The 20,378-nt window shown below is 60.5% G+C and carries 13 protein-coding genes and 1 pseudogene; 1 reads left to right on the forward strand and 13 read right to left on the reverse strand.

Annotated elements, in window-relative coordinates:
• Nucleotides 1–154: 154 nt before the first annotated feature.
• From F591_RS0119530 to F591_RS28545, 13 genes are all read right to left on the reverse strand, one after another.
• A complete protein-coding gene (locus F591_RS0119530) occupies nt 155–1,600 on the reverse strand; it encodes a DHA2 family efflux MFS transporter permease subunit (protein WP_019536303.1) in 1,446 nt (481 codons plus the stop codon).
• On the reverse strand, nt 1,597–1,827 hold the full coding sequence (locus F591_RS0119535) for an MbtH family protein (RefSeq protein WP_019536304.1): 231 nt from the start codon (nt 1,825–1,827) through the stop codon (nt 1,597–1,599). The genes F591_RS0119530 and F591_RS0119535 overlap by 4 nt, the downstream gene beginning before the upstream one ends.
• Nucleotides 1,820–9,028: an amino acid adenylation domain-containing protein gene (locus F591_RS0119540; RefSeq protein WP_019536305.1), complete on the reverse strand. Its 7,209-nt coding sequence runs from the start codon at nt 9,026–9,028 to the stop codon at nt 1,820–1,822. The genes F591_RS0119535 and F591_RS0119540 overlap by 8 nt, the downstream gene beginning before the upstream one ends.
• Before the next feature lie 850 nt (nt 9,029–9,878).
• Nucleotides 9,879–10,103 carry a hypothetical protein gene (locus F591_RS33430; RefSeq protein ID WP_156829632.1) on the reverse strand — a complete coding sequence of 75 codons (225 nt, stop codon included), beginning with the start codon at nt 10,101–10,103 and terminating at the stop codon, nt 9,879–9,881.
• A 101-nt stretch (nt 10,104–10,204) separates the two neighbouring features.
• Nucleotides 10,205–11,359 (reverse strand): isochorismatase, encoded by a 1,155-nt coding sequence (locus F591_RS0119550; RefSeq protein WP_019536306.1) that lies wholly within the window; start codon nt 11,357–11,359, stop codon nt 10,205–10,207.
• Complete coding sequence (locus F591_RS31615; RefSeq protein ID WP_156829633.1) at nt 11,359–11,523, reverse strand: hypothetical protein; 165 nt, start codon at nt 11,521–11,523, stop codon at nt 11,359–11,361. Before F591_RS31615 ends, F591_RS0119550 begins: the two co-directional genes overlap by 1 nt.
• 67 nt (nt 11,524–11,590) lie before the next feature.
• Nucleotides 11,591–13,246 carry a (2,3-dihydroxybenzoyl)adenylate synthase gene (locus F591_RS0119560; RefSeq protein ID WP_026326746.1) on the reverse strand — a complete coding sequence of 552 codons (1,656 nt, stop codon included), beginning with the start codon at nt 13,244–13,246 and terminating at the stop codon, nt 11,591–11,593.
• A 5-nt stretch (nt 13,247–13,251) separates the two neighbouring features.
• Complete coding sequence (gene dhbC / locus F591_RS0119565; RefSeq protein ID WP_019536309.1) at nt 13,252–14,496, reverse strand: isochorismate synthase DhbC; 1,245 nt, start codon at nt 14,494–14,496, stop codon at nt 13,252–13,254.
• Between the two features lie 25 nt (nt 14,497–14,521).
• Nucleotides 14,522–15,361 carry a 2,3-dihydro-2,3-dihydroxybenzoate dehydrogenase gene (locus F591_RS0119570; protein ID WP_019536310.1) on the reverse strand — a complete coding sequence of 280 codons (840 nt, stop codon included), beginning with the start codon at nt 15,359–15,361 and terminating at the stop codon, nt 14,522–14,524.
• Between the two features lie 10 nt (nt 15,362–15,371).
• A complete protein-coding gene (locus tag F591_RS0119575; RefSeq protein WP_019536311.1) occupies nt 15,372–16,220 on the reverse strand; it encodes an alpha/beta hydrolase in 849 nt (282 codons plus the stop codon).
• A gap of 14 nt (nt 16,221–16,234) precedes the next feature.
• A complete protein-coding gene (locus F591_RS0119580; RefSeq protein ID WP_026326748.1) occupies nt 16,235–17,266 on the reverse strand; it encodes an ABC transporter substrate-binding protein in 1,032 nt (343 codons plus the stop codon).
• Nucleotides 17,267–17,318: 52 nt separating this feature from the next.
• The gene (locus F591_RS0119585) at nt 17,319–18,539 is read right to left on the reverse strand and encodes an ABC transporter substrate-binding protein (protein ID WP_019536314.1); all 1,221 of its coding nucleotides are present in this window, start codon (nt 18,537–18,539) and stop codon (nt 17,319–17,321) included.
• Nucleotides 18,540–18,847: 308 nt separating this feature from the next.
• Nucleotides 18,848–19,576, reverse strand: coding sequence for a 4'-phosphopantetheinyl transferase family protein (locus F591_RS28545; protein ID WP_019536315.1), 729 nt, complete (start codon nt 19,574–19,576; stop codon nt 18,848–18,850).
• Between the two features lie 634 nt (nt 19,577–20,210).
• Here F591_RS28545 and F591_RS33625 point away from each other — a divergent pair.
• A pseudogene (locus tag F591_RS33625) lies at nt 20,211–20,378 on the forward strand (ISL3 family transposase); the annotation flags it as partial.

Consider the following 20,378-nt stretch of genomic DNA (forward strand, 5'->3'; position numbering starts at 1 on the left):
GTTGAACCGAGGCCGGAAAAGCCCAATAAATATATACCGAAACGAGAAAACGAGAATACGTCCCGCTTGGGAAAAGCGCCTGCTTCTGCCATCAACCCCGGCGGCCACAATCCAGCCCCGTCCGCAACCCGATCCGGCGCGCTTGATTCGCCCGTCACGCCTTGGCCGATTGCTCGCCATCCGCCTTCACCGGAACCCGTTTCGCCATAGTGGCGGCAGCGTCGCTATCGCGAAGCCGCAGCGCAAAGCCAAGGCCGATGAGCAGAAAGCCGGCGGCCCCGAGCAAAGCGGCGCGGTACGCCATGATATCAGGCTCCGCGTCTCCGGCGGCATGCATCGCGTCCGTTCCCGCAACGGCAAGAATGCCCGACAGCACCGCCAGGCCGATAGCCGGTCCCAGCCTGTTCTGCACCGTGAACCAGGTCGAGGCCCGGCCCATCGATGCAGGCGGAATGTTGGCAAATGCCGCAATCTGGACAGCCCCGACCGTATGGCCCAAAAAGACGCCGACCCCGAACATCAGACTCCGAATCAGCCACGGATCGGTATGAGAGCCGACCGCGCTCAGCATGACGAAAAAAATCGCCGTGCCCAATAGCCCTATAGCGATGACGCGCTTCGGCCCGAGCCTCGGGTAAGTCCAGGGCACAAGCTGGGAGGCAAGCATCAGGCCGAGCGCCTCCGGGAAGGTCGTAAGGCCCGTATCGAGCGCCGAAGCGTGCAGCGCATTCTGGTACATTAACGGGAACACGTACAGCATGCCCAGCAGCCCCGCAGCGGAGAACATGGCGACGAAGCCTGCCGTGCGGAACAGGCGGTCGCCCAGCAGCCGCAGATCGAGAAGCGGCTGCTTCGCCTTCAGCTCGACGGCGACAAGGGCGGCGAGCAGAATAAGGCCGATCCCTCCCGTTGTCCAAATCGCGGGCGAAGCCCAGCCCTGCAGAGGGCCTTGGCTGAGCGCATACATGAGCAGAGCCAGGCCGGGCGCCGCAAGCAGAAGCCCCCGAACGTCGAGGCTTCCCGCCCCCTGCTCCCGGTGCTCCTTCAAAAAGATGATGCCAAACAGCAGCGCCGGAAGCCCGATCGGCAAATGGGCATAAAAGATCCAGCGCCACGAGAGATGCTCGATCAGCAGTCCGCTCGCAATCGGTCCTACCGCAGGGGCCACCGCGATCGGGAGCACGAGCGACCGGGAGACTTTGGCCCGCTCCTGCGGGGGAAACATGCGGAACAGCATCGCCATCCCGACTGGCGTAAGCAGGCCGCCGCCGATGCCCTGCGCGACCCGAAACACGGTGAGCGACGTCAGGCTGCCGGCGAAGCCGCACAGCGTCGACGCTCCCGTGAACAAGGCGAGCGCGAGCAAAAAGGTGCGCTTGGTCCCCCACTTGTCCCCGAGCCAGCCCGCTGCCGGCAGGACGACAGCGAGGCTGACCAGGTAGCCGACATTGAGCACTCCCGATGCAGCCGGAGGCACCTGCAGCTCCTGGCTGATCGTCTTCAGCGCGACGTTCAGCACGGTAGCGTCCATGGCCACCGTGAACATGGCTGCGACATAGACGATGCACAGGGCCGTTTTCGGGCTCAGCCCTTCCTTCATCGCCGCGCTCCGTGAACAGCATCCGCAGAAGCTTGGCGCAGGCTGCGGGGTCTTAAATCCGTCCAGTGCCGATGAATATAGTCCAGGCACGTTTGGCGCGTCTCCGGACCGAGGACCGCGCTCCATCCGCCCGGCACTGCAGCAAAGGCAGGCCACAGCGAATATTGCTCCTCCTCGTTCATCAGCACCAGATAAGCGCCGTCCGCTTGCTCAAAAGGATTATTCATGGATTAGCTCCCTCCTGTCCTGGGTGGCGGCCGCGCCGCTTGCCAGTTTCAGCTTGGCCAGCAGCGTCGCGCCGATCTCGGCAAGCGGACCCGGCTGGCACAGGTCCTTGTGCCGGCAGGCGATATCATGGCGGTCGATGCGTCCGCCTATATAAGGAATCCACATCTCCGGTTCGATCGGATCGAACCAATCCGGGATCATCGTCGAGCGGAAGAACAGCAGATCCCCCTCGAACCGCCGCGGAGTATAGGCTCCGAGCAGGCGGACCGAATTTTCGTAAGTTGTTTTCAAATTCAGAATCGTCTCTTCGTCAAGCGTAGCCAGAGCGCTGTTGTCGCTGCGCAAAATCTTGATCGCGTTCTCGACCGTGAGCGGAACGCCGATGCTGTCCTTGTCGTAGCCGCCCAAGGCAAGCAGCGCGGTCAATGCCTCCTCCTCATCCGGTTCTCCGCGAATCGGGAGATAGTGGCTCGGATAAGCGTCAAGCATCGCCAGGAACGAGACTTCCTCCCCTTCTTCCTGGAGCTGCACCGCCATCGCATGCGCCACATTTCCTCCCAGCGACCAGCCCAGCAGGCGGTAAGGGCCGTGCGGCTGAACCGAGCGAATGGCGGCTATGTAGTCCAGGGTCATCTCCTCCAGCGTCTTCGGCAGCTCTTCCGCTTGCGCGATGCCGCGGGCCTGCAGTCCGTAGATCGGATAATCCATGCCGAGATGCTTCAGAAGCCCGGCGTAGCACCAGCTCAGCCCGCCCGCGGGATGCACGCAAAACAGCGGCAATTGCGATCCATGGGCTCGCAGCGGCAGCAGAACCTGCAGGGCGCTGTCCCCCCGGTCCATATCGAGCCGTTCCGCCAGACTGGCCACCGTCGGCGCTTCGAAGAGACTGCCGATGCCAACCTCCCGGCCAAGCGCCTCGCGGATGCGGCTGATCAGGCGAACCGCCAGCAGCGAATGGCCGCCCAATTCGAAGAAGCTGTCGTCAATCCCTACGCGCCGCACCCCGAGCACCTCGGCGAACAGATCGCACAGCACCTCCTCCTGCGGCGTTCGCGGATTGCGGCCATCCGGGTCCAGGGAGAGCTCAGGCGCCGGCAGCGCCTTCCGGTCCAGCTTGCCGTTCGGGGTGAGCGGCAGCTCGTCCATGCCGACAATCGCCGCCGGAACCATGTACTCGGGTAGGCTGGAAGCGGCATAACGGCGCAATTCCGCCGGCTCCAGGCTTGCGCCCGCGCTGAACACCACGTACGCGACGAGCCGCTTGTCTCCCGGCCGATCCTCGCGCGCCACAACGGCCGCCTGGGCAACTTCGGGGTGACGGGCAAGCACGGCTTCGATCTCGCCCGGTTCGATGCGGAAGCCCCGTATTTTCACCTGATGATCGGCCCGGCCCAAATAATCGAGTGTGCCGTCCTCGAGCCGCCTGGCCACATCCCCAGTGCGGTACATTCTGCTGCCCGGCGGGCCGAACGGATCGGCGACGAACCGCTCTGCCGTCAGCTCCGGCCGGCCCCAGTAGCCGCGGGCCAGACCCGCTCCGGCCACATACATTTCCCCCGGCGTTCCAGGCGGAGCCGGCTGCAGCGCCTCGTCCAGCACATATACGCGCAGATCCGGTATCGGCCCGCCGATCAAGCTGCCGGCCCCCGAGGCGGCACTTTGCCGATCCAGCTCATTGTAGCTGACATGTACGGTCGTTTCCGTAATGCCGTACATGTTGATCAGCCTCGGAGCATGATCCGGATGGCGGCTGTACCAGTCCTCCAGACGGCCCAGCTCCAACGCTTCGCCGCCGAAAATGACATAGCGCAGCGAAAGCGTCTGCCCCAGCTCGGGCTGCTCCCGATCGGCCTGCATCAATTGATAGAAGGCGGATGGCGTCTGGTTCAGGACAGTCACGCCCTCTTGCGCGAGCAGACGCAGGAACTCGCCCGGCGAGCGGCTTACCGCATGAGGCACGACGACGAGACGCCCCCCGTGCAGCAGCGCGCCCCAAATCTCCCATACGGAAAAATCGAACGCGTACGAATGAAACAACGTCCATACATCCTCCGCTCCGAAGCGGAACCAGTGCTGGGTTGACGCGAACAGACGAACGACGTTGTGGTGCGGGATAACGACTCCCTTGGGCTTGCCGGTCGATCCTGACGTATAAATGATATAGGCCGGACTGAGCGGAGACAGGCGCCCCTTGCGTTCCTGGGCGGTCGGACTCGCAGAGGATTGTCCCTCCAGACGCTCCTGCACAGCGGCATCGTCCAGCACGACTTGCGGGAGCGAGCCGGTCTCCGGCAGTCTGGAGGCCGCTTCAGCGACCGTCACCAGGCAGGCCGGCGCCCCGTCCTCCAGCATATAAGCGATCCGATCGGCGGGATAATCCGGATCGAGCGGCAAGTAGGCGGCGCCCGCCTTCAGCACGGCCAGCACGCCGACCACCAGCTCGATAGAGCGCGGCATAGCCAGCGCTACGAGCTGCTCGGAGCCGACTCCCTCGGCTATGAGCAAATGCGCAAGCCGGTTTGCCCGCGCGTTCAATTCCCCGTAGCTCAAAGCCCTGCCTTCATGCACGACAGCGATCGCCTCGGGCGTGCGCAGCACCTGCGCCTCGAACAGCTCCGGAATGGTGGCCTGCGGCTGCCTGGCCGCCGCCTCCGAAGCGCTCCACTCCGCCAAAATCCGGCGTCGCTCTTCCGGCAGCAGGATGTCAAGCTGCCCAATCGGCGCGTCCGCTGCGGCGACAGCCGACTCCAGCACGCGCACATAGCGGGCCGCCAGCGCTTCGGCGGTATCCCGCTTGAACAAGTCCGCGCTGTATTCGATAAGCCCGTCCAAGCCGCCCGGCCCGCCGCTCGCATCGCGGCATTCCTCGAGCTCCACGGTCAAGTCGAACTTCGCCGCGCCCGCGCTTTCCAGTTGAACGCGGGCTTCCACGCCCGGCAGCTCGAACGCGGGAGCCGGCGTATTTTGCAGCACCAGCATGATCTGAAAGAGCGGATGCCGGGAACGGGAGCGAACGGGGTTCAACGCTTCGACGAGGCGCTCGAACGGCAAATCCTGGTTCGCATACGCATCCAGATTCACCTGGCGGACTCTGGCCAGCAATTCGCGGAAGCTGGGGTTGCCCGACGTGTCGGTTCGCAGCACCAGCGTGTTGATGAACAAGCCGACAAGGCCGTCGAGCGCGTCGTCGTTCCGTCCGGTGATCGGGCTGCCGATCGGAATGTCGGTGCCCGCGCCGAGCCGCGTCAGCAATGCGGCCAGCGCCGCCTGCAGCACCATGAACAGGCTCGCCCTGCCGTCGCGGGCAAGCTCCAGAAGCCGGCCGTGGAGCTCCTTGCCGATATGGAAACGGACCGTGCCGCCTTCATAGCTGGCCGCCGCCGGACGCGGATAATCGGTCGGCAGTTCGAGCTGCTCCGGCAGCCCTGCGAGCGTCCGCGTCCAGAACTCGAGCTGGCGGGCCATCAGGCTGCCGGAATCGCCGCTGCTGCCCAGCATGCGCTCCTGCCAGATAGCGTAGTCCGCATACTGAACCGGCAGCGGCGTCCATGCGGGACGCTCGCCCCGGCAGCGCGCCGCATAGGCTGCGGACAGGTCGCGCGTCAGCGGATGCAGCGACCAGCCGTCCCCGGCGATATGATGCAGGAGCAGCAGCAGCACATACTCATTCGGCCCAAGCTCGAACAATTCCGCGCGAAGGGAAGGCTCCCCGGACAGCTCGAAGCGGTAGCGAACGGCTTCCCGAAGCCGCTCGGGCAGTTCCGCTTCGCTCGTCCTGGTCAAGACTAGCCGGGGGCGAGCCTCGCAGGCTTCCAGAATTCGCTGGCGCGAGGAGCCGGACGCCTCGTCAGGGAACACGGTGCGCAGCGTCTCATGCCGCTCCGCCACATCGGCCAGCGCGGTCTCCAGCGCCCGGACATCCAGCTCGCCGGACAGGCGGGCGACCAGCGGAATATTATAGGTCGGGGACGGACCTTCCAGACGATACAGGAACCATAGCCGCCGCTGGGCGAAGGAAAGCGGAATTTCGTCCGGCCGCTCGGCCGGCCGTATCGCCGGACGGGCTTCCCGCGAATCGTCCAGCCGCCGGACAAGCCCTGCCACTGTAGGCTCCTCGAAGAGACTGCCGATGCCAAGCTCGACGCCCAGCGACTCGCGAATGCGGAGGACGACTCGCCCGGCCAGCAAGGAATGCCCGCCCAGCGCGAAAAAGTCATCGTCGATGCCGACGCGGGGCAGTCCGAGAGCCTCGGCGAACAGGGCGCAGAGCATCTCCTCCTGCGGAGTCCGGGGGCCGCGCCCTGCGGACAGTTGTCCGGTATCGGGCACAGGCAGCGCCTTGCGGTCAATCTTCTTGTTCGGGGTTAGCGGCATGGCATCCAGCGTGACGATCGCCGCAGGCACCATATAATCAGGCAGCGCACCGGCGGCATAGCGGCGAAGCGCTTCCGCATCGACGCCGGAGGGCGAAGCCGGGACGACATAAGCGACCAGCCGCTTCTCTCCCGGCCGATCCTCCCGGACGATCACTGCGGCTTGCGCGACGTCGGCGTGCCGGGCGAGCAGCGCTTCGATCTCCCCCGTCTCGATACGGAAGCCGCGCAGCTTAATCTGGTGGTCGGCGCGTCCCAAATAATCGATGGAGCCGTCAGCCAGCCATCTGGCAAGGTCGCCCGTGCGGTACATCCGGGTTCCCGGAGGACCGAACGGATCGGCGACGAACCGCTCCGCCGTCAGATCCGGCCGCCCCAAATAGCCGCGCGCCAGCCCGGCGCCGGCAATGTACAGCTCCCCGGCCACTCCGGGAGGTACCGGCTGCAGCGCCGCATCGAGCACGTAGAGCTTCGTATTCCAGATCGGTCCCCCGATCGACGGCTTCCCTGTGCGCTCCGGCCCCATCAAGGCGGCGGTCGAATAAATCGTCGTCTCCGTCGGACCGTATTGGTTGTTCACCTGGCAACCCAGATCCTGCAGGGCGAGCTTGAGCCCGATCGGCAAGGCCTCGCCTCCGGTGATCACCGTAAGCCCGCCGAAGCTGCCGGGGCGGCTCGCGGCAAGCGCCTGCCATAGCGTCGGGGTCGCCTGCATGATGGTTGCCCCGCTGTCCTTGATTTTTCGGGCCAGCGCTTGCGGGTCCAGAATCGTCTCCTTCGGTGCGATATCGATGCTCGCTCCCGCCGTGAGCGGCAGCAGCACCTCCATGACGGAAATATCGAAGGAGATTGTCGTCACGGACAATAGCCGATCCCGGCCGTCCGGCGCGAATCGCTCGCGCATGCACAGCAACAGGTTGGCCAGCCCGCCAAAAGTAAGCAGGACGCCCTTCGGCTTGCCTGTCGATCCGGAGGTGTATATGACGTAAGAAGGGTGAAGCGGCGACAAACGGCATATCCGGTCGGCGTCGCCCGGATTGTGCTCCGGCTGCCGCGCAAGGCGCTCTATCGTCGCAGGCTCATCCAGCAACAGTCTCGGCACCGCTCCCGAACCGTGCAGCCTGGAATCGACCTCCCTGACCGTGAGCAGGCACATCGGCGCGGCATCCTCCAGCATATAGGCGATCCGGGCCGCCGGATAATCAGGGTCGATCGGCAAATAAGCCGCTCCCGCCTTATGCGCCGCCAGGATGGCGACGACCATCTCCAGCGAGCGCGGGAGCGCCAGCGCCACGATCCGCTCCGGGCCGGCGCCATGCGCAATAAGCAGATGCGCCAGCCGGTTGGCGCGCGCGTTCAAATCCGCATAACGAAGCGCCGTATTTTCAAAAACTGCGGCCACGGCATCGGGCGTGCTCGCCGCCTGCTGCTCGAACAGCTCCGGCACGTTCCACTGCGCCAGCGCGCGGTCTGTGTTATTCCATGCCTCCAACACCTGAAGGCGTTCTTCCGGCAGCAGCAGCTCCAGACGGCCGAGCGCTTGCTCAGGCTCGGATGCAGCAAGCGCGTCCAGCGCATGCAGGAAGCGGCGCCGGTGAGCGCTCAGCTCGCCGCTATCGTAGACCGCAGGGTTGGCATCGAAGTCGATGCGCAGCCCGCTGCCGCCGGAGCCGCACGATACGTGAATCGTCAGATCGTCGACGGGCCCGGCCGCCAGATTGCGCACCCGGCCGCGATTTCCGGCAAAGTCCAGGTCTTGGACAAACGGCATCATATTGATCAGCGGACCGAACAGCCTCCGGTTATCCCCCGCCCATTTCAGCTCGCGCCTGAGCTCCTGGTGCCGATAGTCCTGATGCCTTCTGATTTCGCGCAGCTCTGCGGCAACATGCCGCACAAGCTCGCTCACGCTCATGTCCGGCCGGACGGCGACGCGCAGCGGCAGCAAATTCATTGCCATGCCGGGAACGCGTATTGCGGCGGAGCCGAGGCGGCACATCATCGGCACGCCGAGGATGACGTCATCGGCTCCGGTTAGCCGATGCACATAGAGGGCGGCAGCGGCCATCACAATGTCAGGCCAGCTTGCTCCGTTTTTGCCCGCGGCCGCCTGCCAGGCGTCCATGACGCTTGAGGGCAGCTCCGCCGACTCGCGCAGGAAGGTTCTCGATGTGCGCTGAGCCCGGCTTCCGAGGCTGACCGCTTCCGGATGATCGGCAAAACGGCCCAGCCAAAACTGCCGATCCCGCTCCATCCGTTCCGAGCCGCGATAAGCCGCATCCTCCTCCAATACGGAGCGCCACGAACCGAAAGCTCCATCGCCGATCGGCGAACCGCCCGCGAGCGCCGTATAAATTTGCGCCACCCTTCGCGTCAACAGCGAGAAGCCGTAACCATCGATCGCAATATGGTGGATGCGTTGGTACCAATAGTAGCGATCGGGAGCCAGCTTCAATAACGCTTCGGCAAACAGCGGACCGCGGCTCAGATCGACCGGCCGGGCCAGATCCCGCTTCATCCATGCTTCCGCCGCCGCGTGCGGATTCTCCTCGCCGCTGACATCGATCTTTTGCATCGTCCAATCGGATGACAGATCGATGGTTTGCCAGGGGCCGTCCTGATCCTCGCCGAAGCGCGCGTGCAGCGCTTCCGCCTCCATGACAGTCTGACGCACCGCGGTCTCGAAGCAGTCCGGATCGACAGGGCCGCGGATATCGACATATTCCCCGGCATTGAATATCGGGTTGTCCGGGTCCAGCTGCTGCGCGAACCAAATGCCCGATTGCGCGCCCGACAAAGGCCAGCGGCCTTGACCAAGTTCATGCATGAGCCTCTCCTCCTATCTATCCTGAAAATTTGGCGGTATACGCCGACAAAATTTCAATACCGCAGGTGACGGACCGATGACGACCGAAATCGTTCGTCATAGGCGTCTATTTTGAAATTAGCCTAGGGTGGGCGGCCCATTTTCATCTTCTGATGGTGCTGCGCAAGCCGCCCAAGCCGTGTTTTTTTCAACTGCTGCTCCTCCTGGACTGCTTTTTCCTGCGCGGCTTCTTCTTGGACTGTTCCTTCCTGCGCTCCCGCCGAAGCTTCCGAATCTGTAACGCTGGTGACAAACGCTATTTTGCTGATTCGGGTCCTTTTTAAAATGTAACGAAACGTAGTAACGCTATTTGGTCAGCAATGCTGATTCGGTCAGCCCAAAATGACAAATAAGACTGCTCACTTGCGTTACAATTTCAAATCGAGTGTTTCGAGGGAAATAAGCTCTGTGGCTTGCGTTAGCTTAGGGTTAGCCCGGCAATACAACACCCCTAGACTAGCGAGCATGGAGAGAAGCTTTTCGAAGCACCTTCACCAGATGAGCGGGCTGCGCTTGAGCGGCAGTATTGCCTGGTGCAGAAAGCTCCTTCGATTAACACGCTGACGCTTTATCGAATTGACGGCGCTGAGAAAACCTTGCCTTCGGAATGGCTCTTTTTTGTGCAAAACTACACTTTACTGCGACGGAGATGCTCAGCCGGCGGCCCCCGAAGCCCGCGTTAGCGTACAAACTCCAGTGTTAGCGTTCGACTCCACGTCAGCGTGCGAACTCCAGTGTTAGCGCGCCCCCTTCCCTGGCACATGAGGCGACAAATCCTGCAAAAAATGCAACATTTCCGGCCCACTTCGCACTAGAGAAAGGGTAAAGTTGCATTTTGTGCAACAATTTGAGCGAAATTGGCTTCAATCCCGGGAACATCGCCCGAAATTGTTGCACATTTTGCAACATTAAGCCGTAAATAGGGCTGATCCCCCCAATTTTGTTGTACAAAATACAACATTTTCCAGCTCTCGAGAAAATAACCCAGTGTCCGCAGCCCATTTTTCATCATCTGCTGGTGCCACGCAAGCGGCATGGGGGGGCTATCTTGGAAATTCGACGAAACCTTCGGCGAATTTTCAGGCACCGCAGGTGACGGCCGATGACAAAGGAGTCTCTCGCATTCGTCATAGGCGTCTATACGGTGTAATAATCGCGGTTTGGCATCGAGCAGCTCATCCGCGAAGAGATGAGCCGCCACCAGTCGGCCAAAGTAGGGCGTTCGGCCAACTCCGCGAAGCTGACCTCGGCTCCGCTGCGGCGCCAGCGCTCTATGAGGCTCATCATCCGAATCGAATCGAGCCCCCAGATTGTGATCAGATCGTCATGATCCGCAATGCTGGACGGCTGCTCCTGCAGTAATCCGGCCACTTCGGCGCGCACCTTCTGCAGCGTCAGCGGGCGGGGCTCTCCTTCAGACATCGCTGGAAGACTCCCGCCAGACGACGCTTGCAAACCCGCGTTTGGCAACGCTTGTTCGCTCCCGTCAAGCGACGCTTGCAAGCCCGCGTTTGGCAACGCTTGTTCGCTCCCGCCAGACGACGCTTGCAAGCCCGCGTTTGGCAACGCTTGTTCGCTCCCGCCAGACGCCGTTTGCAAGCCTGCATTCGGCGACGATACGGCTTCCGCTTCAGAAGTCGCCTCTCCCCCTCCCTGCCGGGCCAATTCCTCCACGAGGCGCCGCGTCGTGATCGTGACGGCGCAGCGTTCGGCCGCGTAAGTAATAGCCAGCCGATGCTTGTCTGCCGAGAAATCCGCAACCGCGTCGGCGACGAAGAAAGGCTGCACATCCTGCATGAACGCTTCGCAGGCGGTCATCAGGCAGCCGATATGCGCGTAGATGCCGCACACGATCAGTTGATCCCGTCCGCGCTGGCGCAATATTTCGAGCAGCTCCGTTTTTTGAAACGCGCTGTACCGCCACTTCGTTACTACGATGTCCTGCTCGCCGGGAGTCAGAGATTCGACGATTTTGGACTGATACGGCCCGTCATTCATGCCCGGCCCCCAAAAATCTTGCAGCAATCCGCGCTGTTCGGGGCTCTGCCTGCCAGGCTGCGCCGAATACACGACAGGGATGCCGAGTGCGGCGCATTGCCTGCGAAGCTCCCGGATGTTCGCCAGCAATTCCGGGACAGGCGATTCGTCCGCTTGGAAAGCGGCAACGAAATACTGCTGCATATCGTGAATCAGAAGAACGGCACGCTGCGGATCGGGGGTCCAGGCTACCTTGTTCGCCGGCAGGTCCGACTCGCCAGGCATCGGATAAGGCAATATGGAAGGAAGCGCCATCATTTTCCCCTCATTTCATCATTTAATTGTTTATTGGAGCGAATGCCGGTGACGAGCGAATCTTTATCGTTCGTCACCTTCGGCTCGCTGAACTTTAACGCGGTCATCGCTTCAATATGCAGGCTGGACGCCGATGACAAGCCAATCCCTATCGTCGGCATCACCTTCGGCCCGCTGACTTTAACGCGGTCATCGCTTCAATTCTTTTGCTCGCATTTTGCATCAAAATGTTCAAGAACGGTTGGCGAGCGCGTCCTGCTTGCGGGCAATGAGCTCGCGCAGCGTCTTTTTGCTGACCTTGCCGACCCCCGTCTTGGGAAACGAATCCGTGAATTCGATCCGATCGGGGATTTTGTAGGCGGCCAGTCCCCGCTCCCGGAGGAAGGCTTTCAGTTCGGCAGCCGTGGGCGGCGAGGACGGATAAGGAATGACGAAAGCGCAGGTGCGCTCCCCGAGGTATTCGTCCGGCATCGCCACTACCGCCGCATCGTGCACGCCGGGGTGAGCCAGCAGATGATTCTCTACTTCTTCGGCCGCGACCTTGTCTCCGCCGCGATTAATCTGGTCTTTGGCGCGGCCTTCGATGACCAGATAGCCGGACGGTGTCAATCGGGCCAGGTCGCCCGTACGGTAAAATCCGTCAGCTGTGAACGCCCTGGCGTTATGCTCCTCGGCTTTGTAATAGCCGCGGATCGTATATGGCCCGCGCGTCAGCAGATGACCTGTGGCGCCAGGCTCGACTTCGCGGTCCTCGTCATCAACGAGCCGGATTTCGTCGTAAGGCGACATCGGCCGGCCCTGCGTATTCACGATAATCTCTTCCGGATCATCCAGCCTCGTATAATTGACCAGCCCTTCCGCCATTCCATAGACCTGCTGCAGCGTGCAGCCCAGCGTTTCGCGAACTCGCCCCGCCGCTTCCGCGCTGAACTTGGCTCCGCCTACCTGCAGCACCTTCAGCGAAGCCAGATCGCAGCGGCGGGATGCCGCCGCATCCAGCCAGATCAGGGCCAGCGGCGGCACGACGGCCGCGATCGTGACGCCTTCCTGCGCGATCAGGGGGAAGGCGATGTCCGGGCTGCCGCTTCGCGCCAGCACGACCCTGCCGCCGGCATAGAGCGTGCCCAGCGTTCCCGGCGAGCTGAGCGGATAGTTGTGCGCGACGGGCAGAACCGCCAAATAAACGCTGCTCTCATTCAGTCTGCAAATCTCGGCACTCCTCCGAAGGCTGTAAATATAATCGTCGTGCGTGCGCGGAATCAGCTTGGGAAGTCCGGTCGTTCCGCCGGAAAGCTGAAAAAATGCGACGTCCTCGGGCCGCGGCCCTGCGATGCCGTCCGCAGCCCCGGCATCTAGCCCGTCCCCGGCGCACAGGTCGTACAGGTCGTCCAGCGCCGTGTAATTTCCCGCATCCCCGGCCACAATGACGTGACGCAAGCCCGGAACGGCTGCCCGCACCTGATCGGCGAGCTCCCGGTAATCGAATCCCGCATCGATATCGGGGATGATATAAGCCGCCGCTTCGGCGAATTCGCACAAATAGACGATCTCGCTCTTGCGGTGCGCCGGCAAGGAAAAGACGGGCAGCGCGCCCAAGCGGAACAGCGCAAATATCACTTCAAAAAATTGCGGAATATTAGGAAGCTGAACAATCGCCCGATCGCCCGGCCGCAAACCTAAGCTGCGGAATCCGGCGGCGAGGCGGTCCGCCCTGGCGTCCAGCTCCGCATAGCTGATCCGCCGGTCACCGCCGACGATCGCTATGCGATCTCCGTGAGCGGCGGCGCGTTGCCGCAGCATGGCGCCGAACGTTTCACCGCGCCAGCATCCTAACCGACGGTAACGTTCGGCCCATTCCTCCGGCCATGCGAAGCATCCCGGCAGCATCATGCTCATTCCTCCTTCCCCGTTGGACGTTGCTCTTGATCCAGCCCCATCGCGAGCAGCAGCGTGCGGAACTTGGCCGATGTCTCCGCAAGCTCCGCCGCCGCGTCCGAGCCGGCGACGATGCCCGCACCGGCGAACAGGCGCAGCGTCCGTCCTTCCGCCTCCGCGCAGCGGATCGTCACCGCCCACTCCCCGTCTCCGTTCGCGTCGCTCCAGCCGACCGCCCCCGTATAGTACTGCCGATCGAAAGGCTCGATGTCCGCAATGACGGAACGGGCCAGATCCGTGGGCGTTCCGCAAATGGCAGGCGTCGGATGAAGCGCCATGGCCAGCTCCAGCGATGAGACGGCGGGATCGGCAAGCTCCCCGGTGATGCGGGTGGAGAGGTGCCACATCGTCTTCGTCCGCACGAGCGACGGCCCGTCGGGAACGTGCAGTGATCGGCAGTAGGGACGCAGCGCGGCGGCAACGGCGTCGATCACAACTTTATGCTCATGCCTGTCCTTCTCGGAGACGAGCAGCGCGTCCGCCCTTCGACGGTCCTCGTTCGGATCATCGCTGCGCGCGGCAGAGCCTGCCAACGGATTGGCCGTAACCCGCAGCCCCTTCTTCGAGACGAGAAGCTCCGGGCTGGCCCCGATCAGCGTCCGGGGCCCCGTGCGCACCTCCGACGCCCGGTCCTCTCCCCCCGCCAAATCGACCGCAAACGTATAGCCGTGGGTATTGTGGCAAGCCAGATTGCGCAGGATGTGCCGGACATCGACCGGTTCCGGGGCCGTCATGAGCAGCGTTCGGGACAGCACCACCTTTTGCAGCGCGCCTTGGCCAAGGAGGGCCAGCGCTTCGTTCACGCCGTCCATGTATGCTTCCGGCGCCGGAATCGGCTGCATCTCCCATGCGGATGCCGCAGGCCGCTCCTTCAGCAAGCCGTCATCGAAGCTCAAAGGGCCGGCCCATTGCACCTCGTTCGGCACAATAAGCTGCGCAGGCTTGGCGGGATCGAATGGAATCGCGCCGACGACAAGCGGCGCGGCATGCCCCGCCTGTGCGGCAGCGGACAGAACCGCCGCCGTTCGTTCGGGCAAGCGAAGGCTGCCGTCCTCCCCTTCCCGCTCAGGCACTCGCGCCCATACGCCCTGAGCCAGCAGCGTTCGCTCCGGCGAAGCGAAATAGAAGGACGCACCCGCCCGGTATTGCTCCAGCAGCTTTGCGGCAGACGCCGCAAGAGCCGCATCGCCATATTTCAGCATGACAACCGTCTCCCTTCCATTGGTCTCAGCACCCCAAGGTCGCGCCGCCGTCGACGCACAATTCATGCATCGTAATATGCCGCGCCCGGTCGGACGCGAGAAAGATCACCGCATCGGCAATGTCGGAAGGCATGGCCAGCTTGCGAAGCGGGATTCCGAGGCGGAATGTCTCCGGCGAGCCGGCAATGACGGCCGCCGCGCCATCCTCGCCGCTCCACAGCGCCCGCTGCATGGCCGTGTCCGTGGAGCCGGGCGCTACGATGTTGCAGCGGATGTTATGGCGCGCGTACTCCAGCCCGAGACATTTGGTGAACATGGCTGCGGCCGCCTTCGAAGCCGCATAGGCCGCCATGTGCATCCGCGGCACTCCGGCCGCGTTCGATCCTACGGTCACGATAGCGCCGGAACCGCGAGCCGCCATCCGTGTGACGGCAGCCTGGGATACGTGAAATACGCCGTTCACGTTAACCCTGAAGGTCTCCTGCCAATCCTCATCGCTTAGCGATTCGATGGAGCCCGCCCGCAGCACTCCGGCCGCGTTGACGACGATCCCGAGCGGCCCCAGCTCCCGTTCGATTCGCTCCACCGCTTCTTCCACGGCCGCCCGGTCGCCCACGTCTACCGGATAGGCCGCGGCGCGGAAATTCCCGGTGCCGCCGCTCAGTTCGGCGGCGTACGCTGATGTGCCGAAATTTCCGGCGCCGCACAGCTCAGCGGTGAGCCGAGTGGCGCCCGCGCCATTCCGATCCACGGCGGCGATGATTGCCCCACGTTCAGCCAGCGCTCGAGCCACCGCTTCCCCGATGCCTTGGGCCGCACCGGTAACCAGGGCGACTTTACCTTCGATTCCTTCACGGTCCACCATCGTCAACCCCTTATTGTTGCTCCGGATGCAGAGCGAACCTCAGCGCCCGGCTGATCAGAATCGGCAGCACCGAGACATGCCCTTCATCCTCAAATTCCTTGTATACGGCGCATACTCCCAGCTCGGTAAGAGAAGACAGCCGCTCGGCAAGCTCCCTGGCGCTCTCGGCATTGCGGGAAACATGGCTTTTCTCCTGTTCCCCGAATCCGAGCAGCAGCCGCACGCTGACGGGTTTTTCCTGCACACGGGCTGCGAATATCCGCTCCTGTTCAAGCAAGTATTCCTTGTTCCAGTGGATCGAAGGACTGCCGGCAATATAGTGCCGGAACGCCCCGGGCTTCGTAAACAGCGCATACAGCACGAACAGGCCGCCGAGAGAGTGCCCGAAAATCGTCTGCCGACTCGGGTCGATCCGAAACTCGCCTGCGATCTGCGGTTTCAGTTCCGCCTCGATGAACTGGAAGAATGCGGCCGCGCCGCCTTGTTCAGGCAGCCTGGCTCCGTCGGAACGGTGCGTCAGCTCCGTATTGGGAAGCGGCGTGTAATCGTAAAAGCGGTCCGGCGAATAGGAAGCCTCCGTCTCATAACCGATCCCTACAATAACCGCCGGAGACACCCCCGTCTTGTCGGGCCGGCGGCTCTGCAGGCGCAGCGCCTCGACCATCGTTCCGAATACCGAGTTGCCGTCCAGCAAATAAATGACCGGATACCCCGAAGGAGGCGGCTCTCCCTCCGGCTGGGCCACCATAATGCGGTAAGCGCGGTTTTCGGCCCGCGAACGCATCGTCCACTGCTCTGCGCGGGGAATGCCGACCTGGCGGCGCGAGAGCTGGTCAAGCGCAGCGATGTCCCGTCTCATGTCATCCCTCCCGCTCATTGCGTCAGCAGCCGAACCGTATCGTCCACGATTTTTTCGTAAGCGATCAGCCCGCTGCCAAGCCAATATTTATTGTCGACTTCGTATACATGGCCCTGCTTGACGGCATTCATGCTTTTCCAGATCGGACTTTCCATCATTTCCTTCATGCGCTCGGTCCCCTGGTTATAGGCATTGATGACAAAAATATAATCCGCGTCCAATTCGGGAAGAACCTCCATGGATACGCTCGCGCTATTCTCATTCCCTACGAGATTGGTCAGGCCGAGCCCCAGATCGCGGTGCACGACATAACCGCACAAGTATTGTCCGCCCATCAGGCTGACGCCTTTGTGGGCAAAGCGGACAATCGCCACCTTCTTCTCTCCGACCGCTTCCTTCAGCTTCTCCCGCGCTTCCTTCACTTTTTGCTGATAAGCCTGAAGCGCCTTATCCGCTTCCTCGGCTTTGCCCAGCAGCTCTCCCATCGTGGCGAGGGATTTCTCAATATTTCCGGAAGCATTCTTGAATACATAGGTCGGCGCAATTTTGGAATAAGCTTCATAGCTCCCGTTCTGAGCATAAGTCTGCGTATGCAAAATGATCAGATCGGGCTCGTAAGCCATTAACGTCTCCGGCGAAGGCAGCCCTCCCGAGAAATCGAGCTTCGGCACGTCCTTCAATTCCTCTTGCAGGTAATCATGCCCCTGCTGCCCGTTCGACCATTGCGCCACCGGCTTAACGCCCAGCTTGAGCAAGGAATCTTCCATGTTGGGAGCGAATACCCTCTTAGGTTCGGCGGGAATGGCGATTTCATGGCCAAGCTCGTCCGTTACCTTCCGCTCGCTGGAAGGCTTGGCGCCGCTTTCGCCCGCTGCGGCTGCGGCAGACACCTCCGAGACGTTAGCGGCGCTTGGCGTAGCGGCCGGCGAGGCCCCGCTCTCACCCATAGAGCAGGCGGTCAGCGCGCTTCCTACCAGCACGCAGCACAGCAATGCGGGCATGCGGGCGATGAAGCTGGACTTGACATGAAGCAATGATTTTGACACGATGATCTCTCTCCTAAGTGATAATGATTCTCATTCCTTTTTCAAGTATAGGTTAGTTGGCGAACGATTCACCATAGCTGTAATCCTGAAAACCATTTGGACAATTTCCGGTAAACAGCAGCAAAGCTTCATCCAGCATCCGCGTGACGGCGACGGCCGAATATTCGCACCACGGATCGGAAGCAATGGGATAGACATGCCGGTTCTTTACCGCGGCCAGCTTGCGCCATTCGGGCGAATGCTGCAGCGCCAGCCAGAAGGCGCGGGACGACGCTTCCGGACATACGAGAACCAAAATTCGATCGGGGGCGAGCTCCGCCAATTGCTCCAGCGTCAACGGAGAACCGGCGGGCACGCCGCCAGGAGATGCGGATTGCAGCTGGAGATCGCGAAACAGCACCTCTTCCATCCCGCGGTTCTTATAGTTATGGATGCTGCGCCCATAGATGCGCAGGGTCAATATTTTGTCCTGCTGTCCCAGCGCGTTGCCGATCTGCTCCCGGGCGGACTGAACCCGCTGCTCATATCGGCGAATCCACTGCCCGGCCTTGTCTTCTCTGTTTAAAAAACGGCCAATCCGCTGCAGCTGGTCCCGCCAATGGTCTTGTGCCGCTACGATGAGCGAGGGGGCGATCTCATTCATTTTCGCTATTTCCATGGAAGTAAGCTGGTCCGTACCAATGATCGCATCGGGCCGGGCCTGCACCAGCTTGCCCAGATTCACTTCGAACGGAACCTGGTCGTAGGGAGCGGTAAGATGGAGATGGAAGCGAATCTTCGTTCGCAGAGCGTAGTAATAATGAGGCGTCCACTTCGGATCGAGAGGCGCCGCCGCCGGTACGATATCCAGCGCAAGCAGCTGCCCGATTGCCGAAGAGGAGCAGGCGGCGATGTGCCGTCTCGCGTCCTTCGCGAAGTCGGACGGCGACACGCCGACTTCTTTCTTGAATTTGCGGCTAAAGTAGAATTCATCCTTATATCCGACCTTCAAGGCAATATCCCTTAGACGTGCTTCGGATTCGGCCAAATATCGCTTCGCATGGTTGATGCGCACGCTCGTCAAGTAATCCATCGCGCTAATGCCGTAGGTTTTCTTGAACAGATCGACAAAATATTTGGGGCTGATATTGGCCATCTTCGCCAATTGAGCGATCGACAGAGGCTCGTCATAATGCTGGTCCATAAATTCCTTGATCACGTTCAAATCGGTTTTTCGGCTCCGGAACGGCGTCCGCAAGCTATTGTCTCCCGGCTGCTCTTTTTTGGAAACCATGGGGAACCTCCTCCTGCTAATAGTAAGATGAGCATAAAGCACAGAATGGAAGTTTCATCCAATTTTTGATAATGATAATCATTATCACCGAATAAATTACCATAAGCCCTTGCCTCCGTCAATCAAAATATGGAAGAATCCTGACCGCGAACCATCGAATGGGATGTGTTTTGGTCGGCGACAATAGCGGAAGACGATATAAAGCAAAAATCTCCCTTAGAGGGAGAGAGACGCCTGTGACGGGCAAATCTTTCATCATCGGTCTACCTTCGGTCGATGAAAATATGACGGCGATCGCCGTCATATTTTCAAGATAGCGCATCATTTGAAATGGGGAATGGGATCGAGAGGATGTCCATCATTTTTCGGTAATCCATTGTCGAGTCAACGATTGGCGACTGTTCTGTCGAAGAACAGACAGCCATTTTGTACATTTCGTCCATTGGATACAGTTTGAGATAACAGCTGGGATTGGAGATCTCATCACCGGATAAAAGATAATGCCCGTTAGCGGAATTTCGGAAAAATATGGTACGAAATGGGATCGACAGGCCTCTGCCATCCCACTTGACGTAGCTTTCTTTCAAAGTCCAACGTTCAAAAAAATAAGCTCGCTGTTCTTCTTCATGTTTCGCGTCAAACTCGCTCAGCTCCATGTCGGAAAGGCACTGAACGGCCAAATTTCGGTCCACATGTTGAATTTGTTCAACATCGATGCCCACTTCCCCCTCATCCACGGCGCACGCTACCCATCTGCCGGAATGCGTCCAATTGACGTATAATCGATCGAGCGGCGAGCCTAATCTAGGCTTCCCGTATTGATTTTTGGTAAAGACGATGTCTTTCGCCGGGATGTCCGTTCGTGCGGAAATCATCCAGCGCGCCAACAGCTCCGCGAAGAGAGAGCGGATTCGATCTTCCTGCCTATGAAACTTCATTATTTTTACTCGCTTATCCGCATCCACATAGGATAGAAGCGCTGAAAGCACAGCCTCGTCCAGCGACTGAGGCACCTGCATTTTGCAAATTTGAAGCATAGGTTCCTCCGGGTTATTTCAATTTAATCGATGGTCCGATTCAACGTTCCGACTTGTTGCACAGCGAATAGCAGTCTGCCGAATGGGCGTAAATCCGTACTTTGCCGATACCGCCGCGCCATCAGGATATAACGCAAGAATACCATCGTCGAAGTCCAGGTTTTACGGCATAAAGAAAACACCGAAAACCCCTGGAAACACGCGGTCGTTTCCTTGTCGACACGCCGATTTGAAAGCCCCAAAAAGAGAATCCGCAAACCACGCCTTCTTAGACCACAGGGAGGCTGCATTATGGTCTCCAGCCGGGGCAAAACCGGGCTTAAGCGGCCACCTTCATTGAACTGAAGACACATTGATTCATTTGATCGATCAAAACATCTTCATATTTATCAATATAACCTTAAAATTGTTGGAAAGACTGAGAATTCTTTGTAATACCCTGCGTACTACCTGTGATTCCATGGTATTTGTGCCCTACTGCTGAAAGTGCTTGAAGCTTAAAGCTACTATCATTGTAAAAGAAGTTAGGCTCTATACCAAACATAGTGCTTGACAACATGTAGAGCCAAAATTGAAAAACATCTGTACATTCCATAAGATGGTTGTGCGACCAATCCAACTCGAGGAATGACAGATGCACAACCAGTATACTGATCTTTTAGTCAATTTACCAGAGGTAAATGTTCAACAGATTGTGGAAATTGATGAGCAAACGATCCATATTCAGGTTGTTCCAAAGTCACGCAAGCAGGCTTGCGCCATTTGCCGTTCGGATCGTTCGGTCATTCGCAAAGGCAGCAAC

This window comes from Paenibacillus ginsengihumi DSM 21568 (assembly GCF_000380965.1).
GTDB lineage: Bacteria > Bacillota > Bacilli > Paenibacillales > NBRC-103111 > Paenibacillus_G > Paenibacillus_G ginsengihumi.